The sequence below is a fragment of the Comamonas sp. 7D-2 genome, from assembly GCF_022749555.1.
Lineage (GTDB): Bacteria > Pseudomonadota > Gammaproteobacteria > Burkholderiales > Burkholderiaceae_C > Comamonas > Comamonas thiooxydans.
This window is the reverse complement of record NZ_CP094238.1, coordinates 489,459-510,435: the sequence shown is the minus strand read 5'-3', so window position 1 is coordinate 510,435 and position 20,977 is coordinate 489,459. Positions and strand designations below refer to the sequence as shown.

General features: G+C 61.1%; 22 protein-coding genes. 6 read left to right on the top strand and 16 right to left on the bottom strand.

Annotated elements, in window-relative coordinates:
* Positions 1-15: 15 nt before the first annotated feature.
* The 11 genes from fliP to fliF all read right to left on the bottom strand — a co-directional run bounded on the left by fliP (position 16) and on the right by fliF (position 10,263).
* Entirely contained in the window at positions 16-765 is a 750-nt protein-coding gene (gene fliP, locus MPZ60_RS02345) for a flagellar type III secretion system pore protein FliP (protein ID WP_003065455.1), read from the bottom strand.
* Positions 758-1,147 carry a flagellar biosynthetic protein FliO gene (locus MPZ60_RS02340; RefSeq protein ID WP_012836872.1) on the bottom strand — a complete coding sequence of 130 codons (390 nt, stop codon included), beginning with the start codon at positions 1,145-1,147 and terminating at the stop codon, positions 758-760. Before MPZ60_RS02340 ends, fliP begins: the two co-directional genes overlap by 8 nt.
* Before the next feature lie 34 nt (positions 1,148-1,181).
* Positions 1,182-1,616: a flagellar motor switch protein FliN gene (fliN, locus tag MPZ60_RS02335; RefSeq protein WP_003077935.1), complete on the bottom strand. Its 435-nt coding sequence runs from the start codon at positions 1,614-1,616 to the stop codon at positions 1,182-1,184.
* Positions 1,606-2,610 (bottom strand): flagellar motor switch protein FliM, encoded by a 1,005-nt coding sequence (gene fliM / locus MPZ60_RS02330; protein WP_003065459.1) that lies wholly within the window; start codon positions 2,608-2,610, stop codon positions 1,606-1,608. Before fliM ends, fliN begins: the two co-directional genes overlap by 11 nt.
* A gap of 14 nt (positions 2,611-2,624) precedes the next feature.
* Positions 2,625-3,179: a flagellar basal body-associated protein FliL gene (gene fliL / locus MPZ60_RS02325; protein WP_034353146.1), complete on the bottom strand. Its 555-nt coding sequence runs from the start codon at positions 3,177-3,179 to the stop codon at positions 2,625-2,627.
* Between the two features lie 189 nt (positions 3,180-3,368).
* Positions 3,369-4,685, bottom strand: coding sequence for a flagellar hook-length control protein FliK (locus tag MPZ60_RS02320; protein ID WP_034353142.1), 1,317 nt, complete (start codon positions 4,683-4,685; stop codon positions 3,369-3,371).
* Between the two features lie 2 nt (positions 4,686-4,687).
* Positions 4,688-5,152, bottom strand: a complete 465-nt coding sequence (fliJ, locus tag MPZ60_RS02315; RefSeq protein ID WP_034353137.1) for a flagellar export protein FliJ — start codon at positions 5,150-5,152, stop codon at positions 4,688-4,690.
* Between the two features lie 33 nt (positions 5,153-5,185).
* Positions 5,186-6,574 (bottom strand): flagellar protein export ATPase FliI, encoded by a 1,389-nt coding sequence (gene fliI / locus MPZ60_RS02310; protein ID WP_034353135.1) that lies wholly within the window; start codon positions 6,572-6,574, stop codon positions 5,186-5,188.
* Positions 6,571-7,398 (bottom strand): FliH/SctL family protein, encoded by an 828-nt coding sequence (locus MPZ60_RS02305; protein WP_034353132.1) that lies wholly within the window; start codon positions 7,396-7,398, stop codon positions 6,571-6,573. The genes fliI and MPZ60_RS02305 overlap by 4 nt, the downstream gene beginning before the upstream one ends.
* Complete coding sequence (gene fliG, locus MPZ60_RS02300) at positions 7,391-8,386, bottom strand: flagellar motor switch protein FliG (protein WP_003059149.1); 996 nt, start codon at positions 8,384-8,386, stop codon at positions 7,391-7,393. The genes MPZ60_RS02305 and fliG overlap by 8 nt, the downstream gene beginning before the upstream one ends.
* A 164-nt stretch (positions 8,387-8,550) precedes the next feature.
* On the bottom strand, positions 8,551-10,263 hold the full coding sequence (fliF, locus tag MPZ60_RS02295; RefSeq protein ID WP_034353129.1) for a flagellar basal-body MS-ring/collar protein FliF: 1,713 nt from the start codon (positions 10,261-10,263) through the stop codon (positions 8,551-8,553).
* A gap of 173 nt (positions 10,264-10,436) precedes the next feature.
* Here fliF and fliE point away from each other — a divergent pair, with 173 nt between their 5' ends.
* A complete protein-coding gene (gene fliE, locus MPZ60_RS02290) occupies positions 10,437-10,745 on the top strand; it encodes a flagellar hook-basal body complex protein FliE (protein ID WP_003065477.1) in 309 nt (102 codons plus the stop codon).
* A 188-nt stretch (positions 10,746-10,933) separates the two neighbouring features.
* Here the strand turns inward: fliE and MPZ60_RS02285 are convergent, their stop codons facing one another.
* From MPZ60_RS02285 to motA, 4 genes are all read right to left on the bottom strand, one after another.
* Complete coding sequence (locus MPZ60_RS02285; protein WP_012836866.1) at positions 10,934-11,551, bottom strand: protein phosphatase CheZ; 618 nt, start codon at positions 11,549-11,551, stop codon at positions 10,934-10,936.
* 3 nt (positions 11,552-11,554) lie between these two features.
* On the bottom strand, positions 11,555-11,941 hold the full coding sequence (gene cheY / locus MPZ60_RS02280) for a chemotaxis response regulator CheY (RefSeq protein ID WP_003065483.1): 387 nt from the start codon (positions 11,939-11,941) through the stop codon (positions 11,555-11,557).
* Positions 11,942-12,006: 65 nt separating this feature from the next.
* On the bottom strand, positions 12,007-13,074 hold the full coding sequence (motB, locus tag MPZ60_RS02275) for a flagellar motor protein MotB (RefSeq protein ID WP_034353126.1): 1,068 nt from the start codon (positions 13,072-13,074) through the stop codon (positions 12,007-12,009).
* 42 nt (positions 13,075-13,116) lie between these two features.
* Complete coding sequence (gene motA / locus MPZ60_RS02270) at positions 13,117-13,977, bottom strand: flagellar motor stator protein MotA (protein WP_003059167.1); 861 nt, start codon at positions 13,975-13,977, stop codon at positions 13,117-13,119.
* Between the two features lie 382 nt (positions 13,978-14,359).
* Here motA and MPZ60_RS02265 point away from each other — a divergent pair, with 382 nt between their 5' ends.
* From MPZ60_RS02265 to MPZ60_RS02245, 5 genes are all read left to right on the top strand, one after another.
* Positions 14,360-15,847, top strand: coding sequence for a flagellin (locus MPZ60_RS02265; protein WP_034353123.1), 1,488 nt, complete (start codon positions 14,360-14,362; stop codon positions 15,845-15,847).
* 294 nt (positions 15,848-16,141) lie between these two features.
* Complete coding sequence (locus tag MPZ60_RS02260) at positions 16,142-17,620, top strand: flagellin (protein WP_034353120.1); 1,479 nt, start codon at positions 16,142-16,144, stop codon at positions 17,618-17,620.
* Between the two features lie 155 nt (positions 17,621-17,775).
* Entirely contained in the window at positions 17,776-19,191 is a 1,416-nt protein-coding gene (gene fliD / locus MPZ60_RS02255) for a flagellar filament capping protein FliD (RefSeq protein ID WP_034353116.1), read from the top strand.
* A 93-nt stretch (positions 19,192-19,284) separates the two neighbouring features.
* On the top strand, positions 19,285-19,698 hold the full coding sequence (gene fliS, locus MPZ60_RS02250; protein WP_012836860.1) for a flagellar export chaperone FliS: 414 nt from the start codon (positions 19,285-19,287) through the stop codon (positions 19,696-19,698).
* A 3-nt stretch (positions 19,699-19,701) separates the two neighbouring features.
* Positions 19,702-20,001, top strand: coding sequence for a flagellar protein FliT (locus MPZ60_RS02245; protein ID WP_003059178.1), 300 nt, complete (start codon positions 19,702-19,704; stop codon positions 19,999-20,001).
* Positions 20,002-20,255: 254 nt separating this feature from the next.
* Here the strand turns inward: MPZ60_RS02245 and MPZ60_RS02240 are convergent, their stop codons facing one another.
* On the bottom strand, positions 20,256-20,975 hold the full coding sequence (locus MPZ60_RS02240; protein WP_003059180.1) for an RNA polymerase sigma factor FliA: 720 nt from the start codon (positions 20,973-20,975) through the stop codon (positions 20,256-20,258).
* Between the last annotated feature and the right edge of the window lie 2 nt (positions 20,976-20,977).

Here is a 20,977-nt window from a genome sequence, read left to right as displayed (position 1 = left end):
GCCTCAGGGGGTATCTCATGTCGCAAAGCTCGCCGCCAGAGAGCCGATGATCAGGTTCCAGCCATCGGCCAGCACAAACAGCATGAGCTTGAAAGGCAGGGCCACCAGCACGGGCGAAAGCATCATCATGCCCAGCGACATGAGGATGGAAGACACCACCATGTCGATGACCAGAAACGGAATGAAGATCATGAAGCCGATCTGAAAAGCCGTTTTCAGCTCGCTGGTCACAAAGGCCGGCACCAGCACACGCAGAGGTGCTGTTTCTGCCGTGACATTCGCATCCAGCTTGGCCAGGCGCTTGAACAGCGCAAAGTCCGACTGGCGCGTCTGCTTGAGCATGAAGCCGCGCATGGGGGCTTCGGCCTTTTCCATGGCTTGCTCGAAGCTGATGCTGTTTTGCGTATAGGGCAGATAGGCGTCCTGATAGACCTTGTCCAGCGTCGGCCCCATCACAAACATGGTGAGAAACAGCGACAGACCGATCACCACCTGATTGGGCGGCGCGGACTGCGTGCCCAGCGCCTGGCGCAGCAGGCTCAGCACGATGACGATGCGGGTAAAGCCCGTCATCAACAGCAAGATGGCGGGCAGGAACGACAGCGCCGTGAAGAACAGCAATGTCTGGATGGGCACCGAATAACTGGTGCCGCCCGCGCCCTGGCCTACCAGCAGCGGCAGACTGGCGGGTGCGCCCTGGGCTGCGGCCATCAGGGGCATGGCCAGCAGGACAGCGGCAGCAGCACGAGAGACGAATTTAGACATTTCCAGAATTCCGGGCCGCTTCGTCGGCCTGCGCGCGCATCAGCGAGTCGGTGAACGATGAGACGGCAGGTGAATGGGCTGCACGGGCGGATTGCAAAGATGCGGACGGGTCTTGCAGCACATGCAAACATTGGATCTGCTGCGCCGTCACACCAAGCACCAGGCGCACGGCCTGCTCCCCTTCACCCAGTTGCACGGTCACCACCCGCTGCTGCGGGCCAATGGCCAGCGTGCCCAGCACCTGCGCCGGAACTGAGGCGACACCACGGGCCATCCCCATGCCACGGGGCAGGAGGTTTTTTTGCTGCAGACGACGCACCAGCCAGGGCAACGCTGCCATGACCGCCACAAACAGGACGACCAGCAGCAGCGTGGGCCACATGGAAGGGGCCGCTGCCGCAGAGTTTGCCGCGTTATCAACCACGGCTGACCCGGCGCAGACGCTCGGACGGTGTCACCACGTCCGTCAGGCGGATACCGAACTTGTCATTGACCACCACCACCTCGCCCTGGGCGATCAGGTAACCGTTGACCAGCACGTCCATGGGTTCGCCGGCCAGAGCATCGAGCTCCACCACCGAGCCCTGGGCCAGTTGCAGAATGTATTTGATGGGCACTTTGGTGCGGCCCAGCTCCACGGACAGCTGAACCGGAATGTCCAGCACCATGTTGATATCGTGCACCGGCACATCGCCATAGCTGCGTGCGGCGTCGCCCGCCAGCGGCCCGCCCTGGTCGGACAGCTCGGGGCCTTCGACGGCCTGGTCATGCTGACGCTGCTCTTCCAGCGCCTCGGCCCAGCCGGAGAACGGATCGTCACCCGCGGGCTTGTTGTTGTCGTCAATTGCCATGCTTCTCTCCCATCCAGCTGGTCTCGCCGCCGCGCAGGCTGCGTTCCACGCGGATTGCATATTTGTCGTTGTGCGTGCCGTACTGGCACTCGAAAACCGGCACCCCACCGATGGAGGCGCGAATCAGCGGCTCGCGGTCGAGCTCGATAAAGTCACCCGGGCGCATGGCCAGCAGCTGCTCCACCGTGGCATCGGCGCGGGCCAGCTCGGCCACCAGCGTGACCTCGGCGGCCTGAATCTCCCGCGTCAGCACCTTGACCCAGCGGCGATCCACCTCGATGGCATCGCCCTGAGTCGACGAATACAGCACATCGCGAATCGGCTCCAGCGTCGCATAAGGCATGCAGATGTGGATGGAGCCCGAGATATCGCCGATCTCCAGCTGAAAAGCCGTGGAGACCACGATTTCGCTGGGCGTGGCGATGTTGGCGAACTGCGGCTGCATTTCCGAGCGCTGATAGGCCAGCTCCAGCGGATAGATGCCGTGCCAGGCTTTTTTGTATTCCTCGCAGATCACATTGACCATGCGATTGATCACGCGCTGCTCGGTGGTCGAGAAGTCGCGCCCCTCGATGCGGGTCTGCAGACGGCCCGTGCCGCCGTACAGCGTGTCGATCACGCCGAACACCAGCGAGGGATCGCAGACGATCAGACCATTGCCGCGCAGTGGGCGAATGGCCATGATGTTGAAATTGGTGGGAACGGCCAGCTCGCGCAGGAAAGCGCTGTAGCGCTGCACCGTCACCGTGCCGACGGAAACCTCGGGGCTGCGGCGGATGAAGTTGAACAGGCCGATGCGGAAGTTGCGGGCAAAGCGCTCGTTGACAATTTCCATGGTGGGCATGCGCCCACGCACGATGCGTTCCTGGCTGGAGATGTCGTAGCTGCGGACCTGGCCGAGATCGACCTCCACCACCTCGGAGCGCTGGCTTTCGCCGGTAACGCCTTCAAGAAGAGCATCAACCTCTTCCTGGGAGAGAAAAGAATCGCTCATGCACTCCCCCCTGCTTACTGAATGATGAAGCTGGAGAACAGCACACGACGCACAGGCCCCTTGCGATTGGCACGCGGGCTGTCTTCGTCGGCGTCCTCATCGTCGCGCGAGCGCTTCTTGGCGCCCGGGCCAAAGCCCAGCGGCGCGGAGACCTCGGTGAGAATGTCGGCGGCCAGTTTTTCCTTGCCCTCGCGCGCCAGCAGCTCGTCGGCCGTGCGCTGGGACACCAGCATCAGAATGCCGTTGCGGATGCTGGGCAGGTATTGCTTGACAGTGGAAGCCGTCTTCTCATCGGCCAGCTCCAGCGTGATGCCCAGTTGCACAAAGCGATCGCCGCCGGGGTCAGCCAGATTGGCCACCATATTGTCCAGTGGCAAGAAAGTGGGCACTGTGGCTTTGGCGCTGACTTCTTCTTCGCCATCGGCGCTGCTGTGCTGGCGCTGCATCATCAGCACATAGGCTGCGGCAGCCACGATGGCCAGCACGGCAACGATGGCCACGATGACGATCAGCTTCTTGCTTTTGGCAGGAGCAGGTGCAACAGGGGCGGCATTGGGATTGGCTGACACGGCGGGTATTCCTCAAGAGTGGGGGACTGCATCCACCCCGCAGCCATTGCCGCGACACGGAAGATCCACGCCTGAATTATTCGCCGCCCGCCCTTCCTACCATTGCCCGAATAAAAGCGCGAAACCCGGCTTCATTCCGGGTTTCGCACCATGTCCAGCTCACCGTTTCCGTGAGCCGGCACCGATCATTTACACGAAAAGGTCCACGCCGGACTGCACTGGCCGCGCGCCATTGCCTGCGCTGGCCGCACTCATGGGCAGCTCGGCAGCATTGACCGAGACCCGGGCCACCCTGGCCTGGCCGCGCTGGGCATCCTCGCCCTGGCTGTCCCCCCCGGACCGGGCGCCGGCACTGCCCGCATCCACGCTGACGCCGCTCAGATTCAGCCCCTGGGCCTGCAAAAGCTCGCGCAGCTGGGCCTGACCGTCGGCCAGCAGCTGGCGTGCCTGCTCATCGCCTGCGGCAAAGCGCACCTGAGCCTCCTGGCCGTTCAGCTGCACCTGGACCTGGATAGCCTTGCCCTCATGCTGGATCGACAGCGCGGCATTCTGCGTTTTCTGATGCACCCAGAAGGCCACCTGCTCGGACACTTCCTGCTCACGCTCTGTAGGTGCGGCATCCTGCCCCGCCAGGCTCTGGCCGAAGTCGGAGCTGTTCTGACCGCCGCCCTGCATGCCCGCGCTCGCTGCTCCCATGGCTGCCCCGACGGCAGCCGCTACGGCCTGCAGGTCGGCCCCACCCTGCACTGCCGCCGTCTTGCCCTGTGGCGCAGCTTCATCCTGCTGGGGCGAGCGGGCCGCACGCAGCAAATCCTTGAGACCTTCCAGGGCCTGGGGCTGCACAGCCGTCATGCCCTGCAGGCTAATGCCCTGCTGCAGCAATGCCTGCGCCTTGTGCACAGCAGGCTCGACGCGCGCAGCAGGCACATCTTCAGTCACCGAAGCCAGCGCGCTGTGCCCGCTGTCCTGCCCCTGCGCGACTGCGTCCTGCTGCGGCTGCAAGACAGCCGCATCAGAATTAATAGCTGCTTGCGTTTGCGTCGTATACGTTTGGGCTTGATTTGATTGAAAATCCTTACCCATGAATGCGGCATGCGCCTCCCCGGACCCGGGCTGCAAAGCCTGGCGATGGGCCAGTTGCGCGGCATGGCCTCTGCCTGAAAGAAAGTCGGTGGCCACGCCCTGGCGCAGATCGGCATCGCCCTGCCCGTCCAGCTGGGCGGTCTGCCCGACCAGGCTCATCCACGGCGCATGGCCTTGAGCGATCAGCAGCGCATCCTGCTCACCGGGCGCCAGTTTCACATCCGATGTCTCGGCAGGCTGCTGCGCCGCCTGCGGCAGGCCTGCAGTCACGAATCCGTCCAGCGAAGCCAGCAGCGATGAAAAGCCCTGGCCGGGCTCGCCTGCCGCAGCCGTAGCGCTTTTGGCCGAGCTCATGGACTGCGCCATGGCCTTGCCGGTGCGCGATTCGCCGCTGCGCGGGCCATCAATTCTGGTTTCTGCCATGCTCAGGCCTCCTGAAGTTGCAGGCCGAAGCTGCGTCGAAAAAATGCCATGGTGGCGCGCTCGTCGGTATCTTTTTGCTCGCGCCGCATCTGGGCCAGTGCCACATCACGGCGGCGGGCCTGCACCACCTTCTGCAGGCTGGTCACGCGCAACTCTGCCGCCAGCAGGGCCTGACGTGCGGTCTCCAGCCGAATGTCCTGGTCCGCCACCACACGGGTCTGCAAACCGATGGCGTGCTGCAGGCGCTCCATGAACTGATACTGGTGATGCATGACCTCGGGCTGCACGGCCAGCCCTTCCTGGGCCCCCCAGCGCGCCTGCATCTCCAGGACATAGCCCTGCAGCTGATCCATCTGGGCCTGCGCCGCCTGCTGAGCACGCTGGCGCTCCTGCATGGTGGTGCGGGCCGCGTCACGCTTGCGCTCTGCGGCTTCAATGGCGACGTTCAAGGCATTCAAGGACGACATCTGCGACTCTCCCTCTGGCTAACCCGTTGATGCTCAGCCCCGCTGCATGGCTTGCGCCATGCCGGCCAGGCTTTGCTCCATGCTGGAGCTTTCAAACATGCTTTGCTGCAGAAACCCGGTCATGGCGGGCTGCAGCGCAATCGCCTCGTCCAGCTGCGGATCGGAGCCCGGCACATAGGCGCCGACCTGCACCAGATCGCGCCCCTTCTGGTAGCGCGAATAGACGGCGCGAAAGCGGCGTGCCAGCTCGAAATGCTCGCGCGAGACCACGTTGTGCATGACACGCGAAGCCGACTGTTCGATGTCGATGGCCGGGTAATGTCCGGTCTCGGCCAGCGCCCGCGAGAGCACGACGTGGCCGTCGAGAATGGCGCGGGCCGCATCGGCAATCGGATCCTGCTGATCGTCACCTTCGGACAGCACGGTGTAGAAGGCCGTGATCGAGCCCACTCCATGCAGACCATTGCCGCTGCGCTCCACCAGCGCTGGCAGCTTGGCAAAGCACGATGGCGGATAGCCCTTGGTGGCCGGCGGCTCGCCGATGGCCAGGGCGATTTCGCGCTGGGCCATGGCATAGCGGGTCAAGGAATCCATGAGCAGCAGCACATGCTTGCCCTTGTCGCGGAAATGCTCGGCGATTGCCGTGGCGTAGCTGGCGCCCTGCATGCGCAGCAGCGGCGGCGCATCGGCGGGAGCGGCCACGACCACGGCACGGCTGCGGTCCTGGGCGCCCAGAATGTCCTCGACGAACTCCTTGACCTCGCGGCCACGCTCGCCGATCAGCCCCACCACGATCACATCGGCCTGGGTGTAGCGCGCCATCATGCCCAGCAGCACGGACTTGCCCACACCCGAGCCGGCAAACAGACCCAAACGCTGGCCGCGCCCCACGGTCAGCAGCGAATTCAGCGCCTTGACACCGGTATCCAGCGACTCGCGCACGGGGTCCCGGTCCATGGCGTTGATGGGGTTGCGATCCAGCACTTCGGGCACCACGCTGCCCAACTCGCCCGCATGATCCAGCGGAATGCCTTGCGAATCCACCACCCGCCCCAGCAAGCCATCCCCCATGGGCAGGCGCAGCACGCCCACGGTCTGGCTGACCTTCTCGGTCTCCACCACGCCCAGCTGGGGCACGGGAACAAAGGGGGCAGCCGGCGTCACCATGGCGCCGCTAGACAACCCCTGAATATCGCCCGCAGGCATCAGAAAGGCGCGCTCGCCGGCAAAGCCGACCACCTCGGCCAGCACAGGCTCCTGCCCATGCTGATGAATATGGCATTGCGCCCCCACGGGCACGCGCAGCCCCGAAGCCTCCAGCACCATGCCGGTCAACCGGGTCAGACGGCCCTGGCATTCCAGCGGCACTGGCTCGGCATAGCGTGCGCGCGCCTGGCTCATGAACTGCTGCCAGGGGTTCATGCCTTGTCTCCGTCATACCAGGTGGAGACCAGGCCCAGAGCCGCCACGGCACGACGCCAGCGCTTGTCCAGGCCACCGTCGATCTCGGCACCACCCGACTCCACCTTGACATCGCCTGGGGCAATCGAGGCATCGCCCAGCCACTGAATACGGCTGTGCGCGCCATGCTCGGTACGCAGGGCCTCGTCGAGCAGTTCAAAGTCAGCGGGGTTCAGACGCACAGTCACTGGGCGGCTCTCGTCGACCAGCATGTCCAGCGCCTCGCGAATCACAGGCAGCAAGGCCTGGGGCTGGCTGCGCAGCTCCTGGCGCACCACCTGACGTGCGATGTCGCAGGCCAGGTTCAGCAGCTCCTGGGCCATGCCCGACTGCAGCTGCTTGAAGTTGTCTTCCAGGCCCTGCAGCACGCCATCGACGCGCTGCGCACTCTCGCGGCCCGCACCGTTGATATGGTCGTCCAGGTGTTGCTGCCATTGCTGCTGGGTCTGGGTGCGGCCTTCGGCCAGGCCCTGTGCATGCCCCTCGGCTCGTGCCTGCTCCAGCATCTGCTGCAGCTGCTCCTCGTCGAAAGCCGGGGCGGCTGGCTCCACGGGCTCCACAGCCTGCACCTCTGGCTGCGCCTGCGGTTGATGGGCAATCGAGGGGGAAAAACCGTTGAAATGCTCTACCCCAGCCGGTATGAAGGCAGCTTGCTGTGCTGGCGCGAAGACGCCTCGATCCTGTGCATCCACCGCGCCGAAGCGCCATTGCACCACGGTGCTGTCGTCGATCTCTTCCTGCGGGATAAAGCGCGAGTGCGAGCGCGGGGGCTGGCCCTTAGACATAGCTGTCCTCCGGACCGCTGCCGATGGTTACCTGGCCTTCCTCGACCAGACGACGCACGACCTTGAGGATTTCCTTCTGCTGGGCTTCCACTTCGGACAGACGCATGGGGCCACGGCCTTCCAGGTCCTCGCGCAGCGACTCGGCCGCACGCATGGACATATTGGCCAGGATCTTGTCGCGCACTTCCATGGAGCCGCCCTTGAGCGCCACGATCAGCGTCTCGGATACCACCTCGCGCAGCACCAGCTGCACCGAGCGGTCGTCGAGCTTGACCAGGTCGTCGAAGACGAACATCTTGTCCATGATCTTCTGCGCCAGCTCGGGGTCGTAGTTGCGGATGGTATCGAGCACCGCCACATCGGCATTGCCGCCCATCTGGTTGAGCATTTCGGCTGCAGTCTTGACGCCGCCCAGCGAGGTCTTGCGCACCTTGTCGCCGCCCGCCAGCACCTTGAACAGCACCTCGTTCAGGTCCTTGAGCGCCGTGGGCTGAATGCCTTCCAGCGTGGCCACGCGCAGCATGACCTCGCTGCGCGCGCGATCGGGGAACTGCATCAGCACGGCCGCAGCCTGCTCATACTCCAGGTGCACCAGAATCGCCGCCACGATCTGCGGATGCTCGCCGCGCAGCAGCTCGGCCACCGACAACGGATCCATCCACTTCAGGCTTTCAATGCCCGAGATATCGCCGCCCTGCATGATGCGGTCGATCAGCAACGCCGCCTTGTCATCGCCCAGGGCACGCTTGAGCACCGAGCGCACATAGTCGCTGGCATCGTCGACCAGCAGACTCTGCGACGCGGCATCGCTGGTGAAGCGGTCGATCACGAAATCCACCTTTTCCCGCGTCACGCCACGCATGCGGGCAATCGTCTCGCCCAGCTTCTGCACTTCCTTGGGCGTGAGGTGCTTGAACACCTCGGCAGCCTCTTCCTCACCGAGGGAGACCAGCAAGATGGCAGCGTCGTTCAGACCTCTATCGTCCATATTCAAAACTCTCTATTCAATGATCCAAAACCGGGCCAGCTCATCACCTGCTTTGCCACCGACTCTTTCGCCAGTGACAGCAAGCAAGGGCCTAGGCGGCCCCGCCGCCCCGCAGCAAGGCTGTCGTCCCCCTCGGGGGGGATGCGGCGCAGCCGCTCAGGGGGCTAGCCTTCTCCGTTAATCCATGTCTTCACGATGTTCGCCACCGCGATCGGGTTCTGCTTGGCCAGATGACGGGCCTGATCCAGTCGCTCCTGCTCCTTGGTCGGAGACAGCTCCTTCGCAGGGGCGGGCAGAGCGGGGCGATCCAGCGCCTCGGCTTCAATGGCATTGAGCTGGCCGCCGGGGCCGGTATTGCGTCCCTTGAGCAAGGGGCGCACCAGGCCCAACAACACCAGGGCTCCAAACAGCGCCAGCGCAATCGGCACGCCCAGGCTCTTGGCCATGGCCTGAATTTCGGGGTCCTTCCACATCGGCAGCTCGACTGGTGCGGCACCGCTGTCCATGAAGGGAGCGCTGACCAGATTCACCGAATCGCCGCGGTCGGCGCTATAGCCCACGGTTTCGCGTACCAGTGTGAGCAGTTGCTCCTGCTGCTGGGCTGTCAGTGGGCGCAGGCCGGAGCTGACAGCGGCTGCCGTTGCCGCTGTCGCGGCATCGGTGCCGGCCGCAGCAGCCAGCGGTGCATTGACCACCACCGCAGCCGTCAGGCGCTTGACGGTGCCGGTGCTGCCGCGTGTGACCCTGACGGTCTTGTCCACTTCGTAATTGGTGATGGACTCGCGCTTGTTGCCCTGGCCGTTGCCCTGACCTGCACCAGCACCAGCAGCCTGCGGCGCAGGATTGGCACCGTTAATGGGCGCGGTGGAGTTCTGAGGTGGCTGGTTGCTGGTCGCGCCAGGCACGCCGGTAGGCGGAGTGGCCGTCTTCTCGCCATTGGTTTCCATCACCTGCTGGCTGCGCACGGCCCCGCCGTCTGCAGACTGGTTGGGACGATGCTGTTCGGAAGTCGATTCGGTCTGGCTGAAGTCCAGCTCGGCCGAAACCTGGGCCTTCACATTGTTCTTGCCGACCACGGGCTCCAGAATATCCAGAATGCGGCGCACATATTGCTGCTCCACCTGCTGGGTGTAGAGGAACTGCTGCATGTCCACGCCGCCGGCATTGCCGTCAGGCGACTGCGAAAGCAGCTTGCCAGTGTCGTCCACCACGCTGACGGCAGCAGGCTCCATCTCGGGCACGCTGGAGGCCACCAGATGCACGATGCCCGCGATCTGGGCACGGTCCAGCATGCGACCCGGATGCAGGCTCAGCAGCACGGAAGCCGAAGGCTTTTGCTGCTCGCGAAAAAATCCGTTCTGATTGGGCAGGGCCAGATGCACGCGGGCACTCTGCACGGCATTGAGCGCCAGGATGGAGCGCGTCAGCTCTCCTTCCAGACCGCGCTGGAAATTGAGGCGCTCCTGAAACTGGGTGATGCCGAACTTGCTGTTCTCCATCAGCTCGAAGCCCGTCACCGAGCCCTTGGGCAGACCTTGCGTGGCCAGCTTCAGGCGCACATCGTGCACACGGTCTGCGGGGATGAGAATGGCGCCGCCGCCCTCGCTGTACTTGTAGGGTACGTTCATCTGCGTCAGCTGCGCCACGATGGCACCGCCATCCTTGTCGCTGACGTTGGAGAACAGCAGCTTGTAGTCAGGCTGGCGATAGAACACCGCCGCCGCCACCAGGCCCACTGCGACCAAGGCCGCCAGCGCGCCCCAGCGAAGACGTTGGCCACGGTCGAGCGCATTCCAGCGCTGCGCAAGCGCAGGGCGGGGTGCATACGTGGCACCGGGCGCGGCATTGGGGACAGGTACTTCAGCTACAGCAGACATCTTGATTCCATGGTGTCAGACCCCACACGAGGTCTAGCGTCCAGTGGATTATTCGGACTCGGACCGGCGGCGTTCCCCCGATAAGCAAGCCGATTCACCCACTTATTGCCCGTCTGCGATCAGGCGAAAAACCTACGATCACCTCCAACTCACCAAGCCAGTTGGATAAATATATGGACCTGAAGATCCCAGCAATCAACCCCGCCCAGCTGGGCAACCAGCTCACCAAGGTCGGCAGCGCCGGCACTGCGCCCGTGGCCGGCGGCTTTGGTCAGGCTCTGCAAAATGCCCTGCAATCGGTGAGCGCCGCTCAAAACCATTCCGGCCAGCTGCAGCGCGAAGTGCAGCTGGAAAACCCCGCCGTCAGCCTTGAGCAGACCATGGTGGCCATGCAGAAATCGCAGATCGGCTTTCAAGCCACGCTGCATGTGCGCAACCGCCTGGTGCAGGCCTACTCCGATGTGATGAATATGCAGGTGTGATCGGCGCAACGCCGCACATCGCTCAAAAGGCAGATTGCCCTCCAAGGCTTGCCCGCATGTTGTGATGACATGCGGGCTTTTTGCGCCCTGCCCGCCCAGCTGTGCCCAATAAAAAAGCCCGATCCATTCAAAAGATCAGGCTTTTCAGGCTCAAACGCTTATCTGCAAAGCGCAGGCAGCTATATTTTTTAAAAGCCAAGACTGGCCAGCAGATCATCCACCTGGGACTGCGAGGTCACCACGTCTGCCGTGTTTTCGGGATCCACCACCGGGCCGGCCAGCTTGGGCTGCGCGGCTTCCACAGGCGCCAGGGCCGGTGCCTGCGCAGCATCCGGCGAAGTCTGGATCAGCAGCTCCAGCAGTTGCGACTCCAGATCGGCCGCCAGCGCCACAACGCGCGCGATCACCTGGCCGGTGAGGTCATGGAAGTCCTGCGCCATCATGATCTCGGTCAGATGGCTGTTGGTCTGCTCCGTGCCCTCTTCCACCTCCTGCAGATAGTTCATCACGCGCCCCTTGGCCACCGCGGCCACCGGATCCTTGATGAGTTCTGCACGCATGGCTCGAGTGCGCTCGGCCAGCGCATCCTGGCGGTTCTGAGTCACCTCGACCTGACCCAGCACCTTGTTGGCAGCTTCCCCCGTCAGACGGGCGATATAGGACAGGCGGCTTTGCGCATCGGGAAGCTCCCCCGCACTGCCGCGCAAACGATCCGCATAACCCAGCTCATTGAGCGAGTTATGCAACTGGCGCGTGAGCACGCCAATCTTGTAGTGGACGTTGGCGGAAGCCTGGTCGCTGCTCATGGCTCAGAGATCGAGTTTCTTGATGATGAGATTGACCTTCTCTTCCAGCGTGGCCTTGGTGAAGGGCTTGACGATATAGCCGGCCGCTCCGCCCTGGGCGGCAGCCACGATATCTTCCTTGCGTGCTTCGGCGGTCACCATCAGCACCGGCAGATGCTTGAGCTTTTCGTCCTGCTTGATTTCGCTCAGCAGCTGAAAGCCGTTCATGTTCGGCATATTGATGTCGGTCACCACAAAGTCGAACTTGCTAGCACGCAGCTTGGTGATGGCAACCACACCATCTTCGGCTTCATCGGCATCGGCAAAGCCACTCTCCTTGAGCAGATTGCGCACGATGCGGCGCATGGTGGAGAAGTCGTCAACAATCAAAAATCGCAGGGCATTAGCCACGAGAGGCCCTTTCGGTCGGAATAGGTGCGTGGGAACAAGTTTTCAGCCGTGATGGTAACAATTTGTCAACCTCCCGGCATTGGACGTGCATTGTCAGGCTTTTCGACAGTCTCCGTGGCAACTTCAGGGTTTGTTACAACAAACTCTTCCTTGGCATCCAGAGACTGCTTGTCGGCAGCGCTGGGTACTGCGCGCCGGGCCTTGGGTTGGTTGATCGTGCTGGCAGCTTCCTCGGCACTGGTCACCTGCTCCGTGCTGCGCTCCTTGTCGTTGCCCAGCACACGGCGCTCGGCCTCCTTGGTCAGCACGGTAATGGTGATGCGGCGGTTCTGCGCAGCGCGCGGCTCCTCGGGCAGCAGCAGGTCGCTGCTGGACATGCCCACCACGCGTGCCAGCTTGTCCAGCGGCATGCCGGCAGCCACCAACTCGCGGCGCGATGCGTTGGCGCGGTCGGCCGACAGCTCCCAGTTGCTGTAGCCGCGATCGGCATTGCCGTAGGGTGCGGCATCGGTGTGCCCCGAGAGACTGATGCGATTTTCCGCATTGCCCATGGCCGCCCCAATCTCGCGCAGGATGTCGCGCATATAGGGCTTGACCACGGCACTGCCGCTATCGAACATGGGGCGGTTCTGATCATCGACGATCTGGATCATCAGGCCGTCATGCGTGATCTCCGTGCGAATCTGCGAGCGGAACTCGTTCAGGCGCGCATTATTGGCAATCATGCTGTCCACCTTGGCCTTGAGCGCATGCAGGCGCTGTGCGTCGCGTGCGGACTCATCGGCCCGGCCCATGGCCTGGCTGGAGCGGCGGTTGGCATTGTCTTCGGACTCGGAGCGGCGCACCTGGCCGTGCACCTTGGACAGGTCGTTGCCGCCTCCGGGCACGATGCTGGAGCTGTTACCCGCACCGCTGCCGCCCGACATGGCCACCTTCAGCGGCGAATTGAAATACGCGGCAATCCCCTGCAGCTCCCCCTGAGCTGTCGAGCCCAGCAGCCACATCAGCAGGAAGAAGGCCATCATCGCCGTCACAAAGTCGGCATAGGCAATCTTCCAGGCACCACCATGGTGGGCATGGGCGGTCTTCTTGACGCGCTTGATGATGATGGGCTGCAGCTTCTTGTCAGCCATGGCTGCGCTCCATCACTAGATCCTGGCGAGAGCAGGTACTCATCACTTCTTACCCTTGACGTGCGACTCCAGCTCCAGAAATCCTGGGCGCTCGGTGGAGAACAGCACCTTGCGGCCGAACTCGATGGCCGTGCCCGGGTTGTAGCCCTGCATGCTGGCCAGCAGCGTCGCCTTGATGCACTCAAACTCCTTGGCCGCATCCTGGGCACGCTGCTCCAGTAGGGCCGCCATGGGCTCCACCAGCGCATAAGCCAGCAAGATCCCAAGGAAGGTACCCACCAGCGCCGAGGCAATCATGCCGCCCAGCACCGCAGGGGGCTGCCCCACGAAAGCCATCGTGTTCACCACACCCAGCACGGCCGCAATAATGCCGAAGGCAGGCAAGGCGCCCGCCAGACGATTCAGTGCCATTACCGGCGCGTGGGCCTCGGCATGATGGGCTTCGATTTCGCTATCCATCAGCGCCTCGATCTCGTGCGAGTTGAGATTGCCCGAGACCATCATGCGCAGATAGTCGGTCAGGAACTCGACGACATGGTGGTCGGCCATCAGTTGCGGATAGTTCTGAAACACCGTCGAGGACTGCGGATCTTCCACATCGGACTCGATCGACATCAGGCCTTCCTTGCGCGCCTTCTGCAGCAGCTCGTACAGAAGCGCCATCACTTCCATATAGCGCGCCTTGTTATAGCGCGAGGGCTTGAGCGCCGAGGGAATCGCCTTGGCCGTGGCCTTGAGCACCTTGGGCTGGTTGCTGACGATGAAAGCGCCCAGGGCGCCACCGCCAATGGTCACCATCTCGAACGGCAGCGCCTTGACAAGAACGCCCACGCTGCCGCCGTGCAGCACATACATGCCGAAGATGCAGCCGAAGGCGACGATATAACCGATGAGAACAAGCATGGTGCCGATTGTGAAGTTGCAGAAGCCCCGCCATAGGTGCAAAAAGCTGGGCGTTTGGAAGCTAGATCGGCAGCTAGCCGCCGTTATGTAGGGTAATTCCGAGCCAAGCAGCGACGTGAAGGCGCCTGCGGCATGCAAGCAAAGCAAAGCTCCAGCAATCGTTACATCCCGAAAAATATTTGCAGAACTCTCTAAAGTTTTGGAGGGATCGCTCCGATAACAGCTTCAACAGGGAAACAAAGCCCTGTCACCAGCGAGCCACAGCAGCAAAACATAAGGAACTGCAGGCTGGGGTGCTGGATTGGGCTGCCGCCGCCGCCCACCCTGAATATTTCAGGTCACTGTGGCGGCGACGTTTTGATCGCATCAAGGAGTTCGCATCATGGCAATGACCATCAACACCAATATCCAGTCGCTCAACGCACAGCGCAACCTGGGCACCTCGCAATCTTCGCTGTCGACTTCCATGCAGCGCCTGTCGTCCGGCATGCGCATCAACAGCGCCAAGGACGATGCAGCTGGCTTGGCCATTGCCGAACGCATGAGCGCCCAGGTTCGCGGCCTGAACCAGGCACAGCGCAACGCCAATGACGGTGTCTCGCTGGCCCAGACTGCTGAAGGCGCACTGAGCACCATCGGCAGCAATCTGCAGCGTATCCGCGAACTGGCGGTGCAATCGCGCAATGCAACCAACTCCACCGAAGACCGTGCTGCCTTGCAAAAGGAAGTGACACAACTCAAGAGTGAGATTGACCGCGTTGCCACCGACACCTCGTTCAACGGCACCAAGCTGCTGGATGGCTCGTTTACCGCACAAGAGTTCCAGGTCGGTGCAAACCAAGGCCAGACCATCAAGGTTGACAACATTGTTAACGCCAGTGTGTCCACACTTGGCTCTTGGAATAGCGTAACTCAGCCTGCAGCTGCAGAGTCCTTCGACGCTGCCGCAGGCACAGCGGCGACCGTAGCAGTGAAAGGTAGCGCAATTGTTGGCGCAGGCCTTGAAGCAGCAGGCACAGCAAACAACTGGAAGGTAAATGGGACCTCAGTTTCGTTTGTGACTGGTGCAGACGATGATGCAACTGCAGTTAATCTGAATCAGGCATTGAAGGATGCAGGACTAGACTCTGTCTTCACTGCTGCAAAGACCGCAACGGCAGGAGAAATGAAAATCGAGGCCAAGGTTGAAGGCACGATGATTCCTCCTAAAGTTGAGGGCATTAAGACTGGTGGCACTGTTACTCAAGCCGCTGGAGCCAGCATTGGCGACAAAGTCTATGCAGCCGCAGATTTCAAAATTAACGGAACAGTCATCAATGTTGGCGTAACCGTTGGCTCTGTCAATCGCATGAATGATATGGTGAGTGCCATTAATGCACAGACAAAAGCAACTGGAGTTACTGCATCTGTAGATGGTGGCAAGCTCAAACTGTCGACTGAAAACAATCTGAAAATTGAAGTCGGCGCCAAAACCACATCAGACACCGCCGCTGAGCTCACCGCAGAAACCGGTTTGACATTAATGTCCAAGGTAGCTACGCCAGCATCCCAGCAAACCGGCTTTGACAATCTGGATATTTCGACTGTCGCTGGTGCTGATAACGCCATCTTGGCCATGGATGCTGCTCTGAAATCGGTGAACTCCGCACGCGCCGACCTGGGCGCCATCCAGAACCGCTTTGAATCCGTGGTTTCCAACCTGAGCGTGAACAGCGAAAATCTGTCGGCCTCCAAGTCCCGCATCACCGATGCAGACTTCGCCGCAGAAACCGCCAATCTGAGCCGCTCGCAGATTCTGCAGCAAGCCGGCACAGCGATGGTGGCCCAGGCCAACCAGCTGCCCCAGGGCGTGCTGTCCCTGCTGCGTTAATTGCGTCAAGCAGCTGCGCCAGCCATGCGCCGGTGCAGTCAGCGCCATTCCAGACCTCCCTCGGGAGGTCTTTTTGTTGTCCTGCAGCACCCTATATGTAACCGTCAATTGTAAAAATGGCAGGACTTTAGGCCTCTTATCGGTCTTATGTCCTGCATGGCTTGCTCCAACAATCCTCGTACCCGGAATACCAGACTTCGTCCGTGTTTCCGGTCACGTGGGCCAGCGCCGTCGCTGGTCGTGAAAACGGCTAGTACGTCGCCGGTTTACTGGCTTGAAACAGGAGCACACGCCATGGCAGCCATCATCAATACCAATATCCAGTCGCTCAATGCGCAACGCAATCTGAGCTCATCCCAAAGCCAGCTGGCTACCTCCATGCAGCGCCTGTCCTCGGGCTTGCGCATCAACAGCGCCAAGGATGATGCAGCCGGTCTGGCCATTTCCGAGCGCATGTCCACCCAGGTGCGCGGCCTAACGGTTGCCATGCGCAATGCCAATGACGGCATCTCATTAGCGCAGACAGCTGAAGGAGCTCTTGGCTCTGTGGGCAGCAATTTACAGCGAATTCGAGAGTTAGCCGTTCAATCTCGCAACGCAACCAACTCCGCAGAGGATCGCGCGGCTTTAGATGCCGAAGTGCAGCAACTCAAAGCGGAAATCTCGCGCATTGCTCAACAAACTAGCTTTAATGGAACACAGTTGTTGGACGGTTCGTTCACCAACATGGCATTCCAAGTAGGAGCAAATCAGGGACAAACGATCGACGTAAGTGCAATCGTTAACGCGAATACTGATGCACTGGGAACGTGGACAAGCGTAACGCAACCTGCAGGAGCTGAGTCGTTTGACGCTGGTGCAGGTACTGCCGCTACCGCACCTGAGAAGGCTAGCGCTACAGTGAACCCTGCTGGTGTTGAAGCCGCAGGAATCACGAACAACTGGAAAGTCAATGGAGTGTCCGTTTCCTTTGTTACAGGGCCGGACGATGCAACCACAAAGACAAATTTAGACAAAGCACTCAAAGATGCAGGCTTGGAGAGTGTTTATGACACAACTGTAGGCGCTACCGGTATCGCGATTACCGCCAAGGTCGAAGGAACCATGCCCCCTCCCAAAGTCGAGGGGATCAAGGCTGCAGGAACGATCACTCAAGTTGCTGGCGCCAACATCGGAGACAAAACATATGATGCGGCAGACTTCAAGATCAACGGCGCCGTCATCAGCGTTGGAGTGACTGTTGGCTCTGTTAATCGCATGAATGACATGGTCAGCGCTATTAACGCCCAAAGCAAGGCAACAGGAGTTACAGCCTCAATCGAGTCTGGGAAACTCAAGCTAACCACCGAAAACAATCTAAAGATTGAAGTAGGTTCACCCCCGACAGCAGCGGATTTCACTAAGGAGACTGGTCTTACTGTAATGTCCAAGGTGGCGACTCCTGCATCGGAACAGACTGGATTCAAGGACTTGAACATTTCAAGTGTATCCGGCGCAGACAACGCGATTCTTGCCATGGATGCGGCACTGAAGGCCGTCAACGGTGCACGTGCAACTCTGGGCGCCATCCAAAGCCGTTTTGAAACCACCGTAGAGAACCTGAGCGTCAACTCGGAAAATCTCTCTGCCTCTCGCAGCCGCATCATGGATGCCGACTTTGCCGCAGAAACCGCCAACTTGAGCCGCACCCAGATCCTGCAGCAGGCCGGCACAGCCATGGTCGCACAGGCCAACCAGCTGCCACAGCAAGTGCTCAAGCTGCTGCAAGGCTGATATCAGCACTTGGTATTTAGTACTCAAGTTCTGCTTCGGCCTGCCGAAACACAATGCGTAGTACTGTCCATAAAGACGGCGCGAAGGCGCCGTTTGTTCAATGACGCAGACCAGGCGTACCAAACGCCCGCTGTCTTGCGCAGAGGGAGTTTTGTATGGCAATCAGCTCAATCGGTATTGGCAGCGGCCTGGAAGTAGAAACCATTGTCAAACAACTGGTGGCGCTGGAGTCCAAGCCCATCGCGGCACTGCAGACCAAGGCCACTGGTATCAATACCCAGATCTCGGCCTTCAGCCAGCTCAAGTCGCAAATCTCCAATCTGCAGGATCAGCTGGACAAGCTGACCAAGCCTGCCACCTGGCTTGGCAATACGCTGACCTCTTCCAACTCCGCCCAAGTGACAGGCTCGGCAACATCCAGCGCCGTGCAAGCCACTTATGACGTGGAAGTGTCGCAGATGGCAGCGGGCCAGACCATTGGCTCCGGCCTGGTGGCCAGTGGCACCACTCTGGGACCTGGCAAGCTGACCATTTCCATGGGAACCTATGGCGCCAATGGACTGACACCCAATACCAAGGATGGCAAGAACGTGAGCTTCAGCGTGGATATCACTGCAGAAGACGACTCTCTGGCCAAGATTGCAGCCAAGATCAATGCCGCCAAGGGCGATGTCAGCGCCACCGTGCTCAAGGACCACACGGGCGAGCGCCTGGTGCTGCAATCCAAGACCACGGGCGTGAACTCTGCCTTCTCGGTGGAGGCTGAAGGCGCTGGGCTGCAGCAATTCGCCTACAACGGCACCGACGGAACCATGAAGCGCTCCGTCAAGGCGCAGGACACTCTGGCCAAGATCAACGGCATCGACATGGCCTCGCACACCAATGTGTTTGAAGACGTCGCCGCGGGTGTGACGTTGACAGTAGCGCAGAAATCGGCGGCAGATGCCGCCCCTGTGCGCATCACCATTGCCAATGACACGGCGACGGCCAAGACAGCGCTGAAAAATCTGGTGGAGTCCTATAACGCACTCAGCAACGCCCTGAAGACCATGACCGCCTATGACAAGGACAGCAAGACCGCTGGCACCTTGCAAGGCGATTCAACCGCCATCAACCTCCAGTCTGCAATGCGCCGTTTGCTATCAGGCCCCGGGGGAGAAGGTGGCGCGTTCACCAGCTTGTCGCAGATGGGCATTGCCTTTCAGACAGACGGCACCCTCAAGATTGACGACACCAAGCTGGACAAGGCCCTCAAGGACCCGGAGAGCATGTCCAAGTTCTTCACCTCAGACGTTGCCGATGCCAACCAGGACGGCCTGGCAGTGCGCATGAAGGATTTCACAAGCGGTCTGCTTGCCACTGGCGGCACCTTCTCGACCAAGGACGAGACACTCAAGAATGCGCTCAAGCGCAATACGGCCGATCAGGAACGCCAGAGCGCACGTGTGACGGCCTATGAAGCGCGCGTGCGCGCCCAATATTCGCGTCTTGATACGCAGATGGCCAGCCTGAAAGCCCTGGATACCTATGTCGCCCAGCAAGTAGCCGCATGGAACAAGTCCAGCAGCTAAGCTATTGAAGCCTGCAGAAAGGACTTAATTGCCCCCTGAGTCGGCCGATAACCCAAACAGTAATTTGAGAAACTGCAACAAAGGAGTTTTGTGATGTTTTCCCCAGCCAATGCGCGCGCAATGTCGGCTTACCGTCAGGTCGGTGTGCAATCCATGGTGGACAGCGCATCGCCTCAGCAGTTGATCAAGATGCTGTTTGATGGTCTGCTTGCCTCCATCAATGCAGCACGCGGCGCGATCGAGCGCGGTGATATCAATGAGAAAGTGCGTCATATCGGCAAGGCGGTGCGCATTCTGCAGGAAGGCCTGCTGGGCGCGCTGGACCGCGAAAAAGGGGGCGAGCTGGCCGGCAACCTGGCCTCGCTCTATGAGTACTGCACCACCCGGTTGACCCTGGCCAATGCCCGCAACGATGCAAGCATGGTCGATGAAGTCGCAGGCCTTGTGAGCACGGTGGCACAGGGCTGGAATGAAATAACCAATGCACCAGCACCCGCTGCTGCTTAAAAAATGGAGCACACATTGATCGACTTCTACCGCGCCATAGAGGAGAGCAGCGCCAAGATGCTGCAAGCCGCCCAGGCCAAAGACTGGGATGGTGTTGCGCGCTATGAGGGCACTTGCGCCGTGCTGATCGAGCAGCTGCGCTTTCGCTCGCGTGACGAAAAGCTGGCGCCCGAACTGCGCAAGGAAAAGGCGCGCATCATGCAGCGCATCTTGCGCAACGATGCCCAGATTCGCGTGCTGGCCGAGCCCTGGCTTGCAAGTTTCGAGCATATGTTCGACGGTCAGCCGCATGTGATGCACTGATTGCAAAGCCACCCAACCCAAAGCCCTGCTGCAGCGATGCAACAGGGCTTTTTGCTTGCAGCGACGACAGGTGATCGATCAAGACATCCATGAACCCAATGCTGTAGAACGCCACAAGCTATCAATAGCGAAGTACCAGAACGCAGCCAGACTGCGTCACAAAAGCAAAACAGCCACGTGGGCAGATGGAATCTGCCAGCGCGGCGGCTTCTGTTCTGACGAACGGCCCGCGCCTGGCGAACCGTTTCAGGGAATCAATGCGAGCGCATCTTGGTGCGCAGGCGGGCGATGGCCTGGCTGTGCAGCTGGCAGACCCGCGATTCAGTCACGCCAAGCACGGCGGCGATTTCCTTGAGGTTCATGTCGTGCTCGTAGTACATGCCCATCACATATTGCTCACGCTCCGGCAGGGCCTTGATGGCCTCGACCAATGCGGAGCGCATGCGCTGGTCACGCAGCAAGGCAAAGGGGTCGGCGCCCGAGTCGGCCACATGCCGCTCCAGATAGTCGTCGCCATCGTCGCCGTCACCTCCGCCTATGTCCTCGAGATAGACCAGCTGCGTGCCGCGCACCTTGCCCAGCAGGGACTGATAGTCGTCCAGGGCCATGCCCAGCTCGGCCGCGATCTCCGACTCCAGCGGGGGCCGGCCCAGACGCTGCTCCAGGCGATTGAGCGCCTGCTCGATTTCCTTCTGGCTTTTGCGCGAGCTACGGCTCATCCAGTCGCCTTCGCGCAGTTCGTCGAGCATGGCGCCACGGATGCGCTGGCTGGCGAAGGTGTCGAATTGCACGCCTTGCTCGCTCTCGAAGCGCGACAGCGCTTCGGCCAGACCGATCATGCCGACCTGGATCAAATCATCCAGCTCTACGTTCGGTGGCAGTTTGGCGATCATGTGCAAGGCAATCCGACGCACAAGCGGCACATGCTGACGAATCAGCGCGTCGCGGTCGAGTTGGCCTTTGGCGGTGTACATGG